The following is a 2969-nucleotide window of genomic DNA, read 5'->3' on the forward strand; positions in this document are numbered from 1 at the left end:
CATTTGTCTGCTTTTTTGTGATAGACATCACGCAGATGCTGCTTGAAAAGATGAATGCATTTCAGAAGCAGACAGCCATGGGGTTGAAACACGAACCCTGGCATTACAGGCAACCGTCCCCACGTTGGGGACTTCCTTGCCCGGACCTTGCGCATGATCCCGTTTTCCGTACTTGACCTTGCCCCCGTCATCGAAGGCAGCACGCCGGTGCAAGCCTTCGCCAACACGCTGGATCTCGCGCGCTGGGCCGAACAGCTGGGCTACACGCGCTACTGGTTGGCCGAACACCACAACATGCCCGGTATCGCCAGCGCGGCGACGGCAGTGCTGATCGGCCACGTCGCGGGCGGCACGTCGACGATCAGGGTAGGGGCGGGCGGTATCATGCTGCCCAACCACGCGCCGCTGCAGGTGGCCGAGCAATTCGGCACGCTGGCATCGCTGTATCCGGGGCGCATCGATCTGGGACTGGGACGCGCGCCCGGTACGGACCAGCCCACGGCACGTGCGCTACGCCGCTACTACGAGGCGGCAGAAACGTTTCCGGCCGATGTGCAGGAACTGCTTGCCTTCTTCGAACCGGCCGTTCCCGGGCAAGCTGTGCGCGCCGTACCGGGCGCAGGCATCGAGGTGCCGGTGTGGCTGTTGGGGTCGAGCCTGTTCAGCGCCCAGCTCGCGGCGGCGCTGGGTTTGCCGTTCGCATTCGCCTCGCACTTTGCGCCGGATGCGATGGACGAAGCGTTGCTGCTCTATCGGCGCGACTTCAAACCTTCCGCGCGCCTGGACAAGCCGTACGCCATGCTTGGCATCAACGTGGTGGTGGCCGAAACCGAGGACGAAGCGCGACGGTTGTTTACCTCGCAACAGCAAAGCTTCGTCAATTTGCGGCGCGGCCGGCCCGGCTTGATACCGCCGCCGATCGACGACATCGATGCGTACTGGGCGCCGCATGAGAAGGCGATGGTGGAGCGCGCATTGGCATGCAGCATCGTGGGCGACCGGGATACCGTGCGCCATGGCCTGGTCGATTTCATTCAGCGGCATCGGCCGGATGAGCTGATGCTGACGGCGAATATCTTTGATCACACGCTGCGCAAGCGGTCGTTCGAGTGGGCCATGCAGGTGCGCGAAACGCTGCCGTTGTCCTGACGAGTGGCACCGGCGTCGCATGGCGCCGATGACGGCCTCAATGGCTGATGTGTTCCAGCGCCACGCCCTTGGTCGACGGCCCGAACACCCCGATGACGGCAATGCCCACCCCCATCGCGACGGCGATGAAGGTGGCGACGGCGAGTGCGCCGCCGAGGTTGAGAAAATAGCCGATGGCCAGCCCGGCGAACGCGGCGGCGATGCGGCTCCATGAATAGACGAAACCTACGGCGCGCGCGCGGATGCGGGTGGGATACAGCTCGGCCTGATAGTTGTGATAGGCGTAGGACATGATGTTGGACGCCAGCGTAAATACCACGCCCAGGGCGATCAGCGCTGCCGGCAGGTTGACGCGTGCGAAGGCGAGCATCGCCACACCCATCACGATCAGCCCGAGCACGATCTGCGTCTTGCGTTCAAGGTAGTCGGCGAAGAAGGTGCCGAGCAATGGGCCGAACGGATTGGCGATCGCGATGATGAAGGAATACTCCAGGCTGTGCGTGACGGTAATGCCGCGTGCGATCAGCAGGGTCGGCACCCATGCCGCAAAGCCGTAGAAGCCGATCACCTGCGCCATGTTGAACACCGACAGCATCAGCGTGCGGCGCCAGTAGCGTCGCGAGAAGATTTCCGCAAAGCGGCCTTCGCTTTCTTCTTCTGGCGGCTCGGCATGCGGCGCCGGAAGTGGCGCGCCGGTTTCGGCCTCGATGCGGCGTTCGATGCCGGCGGTGATCGCTTCCGCTTCCCGGAGGCGTCCGCGCAACGCCAGCCAGCGCGGGCTCTCCGGCACGCTCTGGATCAGAAACCACGCCACCACCGCGCCAGCCGAGCCGATTAGTACCACCCAACGCCAGCCATCCAGCCCGAGCGGTGCCGTCGGCACCAGCAGCCACGCCAGCAAGGCCACCACCGGCACAATGGAAAACGACACCAGCTGGTTCATCGAGAACGCACGACCGCGCAACGCCGCCGGCGTCAGTTCGGAAATGTAGGTGTCGATGGTCACCAACTGCACGCCGAAACCCACACCCGCGATGAAGCGCCAGACGTTGAGCATTTCGCCGCTATGCTGAAACGCCATGATGACGGTGCTGCATACGTACCAGACCAGCGACCAGGTAAGCATCGGACGGCGGCCATAACGGTCGGCAAGTTGCCCCAGCAGCACCACGCCTACCCACAGGCCGGCAAACGTGCTGAACACGAAGGTGCCGAAGCCCGCCACCTTGATGCCGGCCAGGCCCGCGAACACGCCGAGCGACGAGGGCGAAAACAGCCCCGATTGGTTCATGCCCGGCGCCACGTAGCCGGTGAAGAACAGGTCGTAGTATTCAAACAAGCCAGCCAGGGAAATCAGCGCGATGATTTTCCACAGCGTGCGCGACGATGGCAGCCGGTCAAGACGCGCGGCGATCGCAGCCGATGCGCTGGGAGCGATGGCGCCAGGAGCGGGATCAGGTTGCATGGGCATGCGGGCCGTTGACGTCATGGAAGGTCTCGATGTGCTGGTTGGCGTTGACTGTGCATGTATGTAGGCTGGGATGAAATCCCAGCATCGAAGGCTAGCAAGATAGCTGGGATTGCATCCCGGGCCGTAGGTTGGCGGTGAGGCAACGCCGAACCCCAACATCACCATCTGCATGACGGCCTCGACGTTGTTCCTGCTTGAATGTGTATCGCGCAAGCTTATGCATTGCCTGCGGCGCTTTCGGTCGCGGAGCGACCGAGTCACTTTCTCTTGCGTGCCCACGCCCGCGTCAGGAACGCGGGCGAACAGCGCATGCTGGCCCGAAGGGCGAAGGGCAGGATGCCCGTAGTAA

Annotated in this window: 2 protein-coding genes; one reads left to right on the forward strand and one right to left on the reverse strand. The window is 63.5% G+C overall.

Features of this window, described 5'->3' with window-relative positions; translation table 11 throughout:
* Nucleotides 1–153 precede the first annotated feature (153 nt).
* Nucleotides 154–1149, forward strand: a complete 996-nt coding sequence (locus VMA74_RS10950; RefSeq protein ID WP_325366845.1) for an LLM class flavin-dependent oxidoreductase — start codon at nt 154–156, stop codon at nt 1147–1149.
* A 37-nt stretch (nt 1150–1186) separates the two neighbouring features.
* Here VMA74_RS10950 and VMA74_RS10955 read toward each other — a convergent pair whose 3' ends face one another.
* On the reverse strand, nt 1187–2638 hold the full coding sequence (locus VMA74_RS10955) for an MFS transporter (RefSeq protein WP_325366847.1): 1452 nt from the start codon (nt 2636–2638) through the stop codon (nt 1187–1189).
* Nucleotides 2639–2969: the final 331 nt, after the last annotated feature.

The sequence above is a fragment of the Dyella sp. genome, assembly GCF_035508675.1.
Lineage (GTDB): Bacteria > Pseudomonadota > Gammaproteobacteria > Xanthomonadales > Rhodanobacteraceae > Dyella_B.

What these genes read in the sequence shown, in the direction of transcription:
- VMA74_RS10955 (WP_325366847.1), bottom strand. Translation starts at nt 2,638, where the DNA reads ATGACGTCAACGGCCCGCATGCCCATGCAACCTGATCCCGCTCCTGGC.
- VMA74_RS10950 (WP_325366845.1), top strand. Translation starts at nt 154, where the DNA reads ATGATCCCGTTTTCCGTACTTGACCTTGCCCCCGTCATCGAAGGCAGC.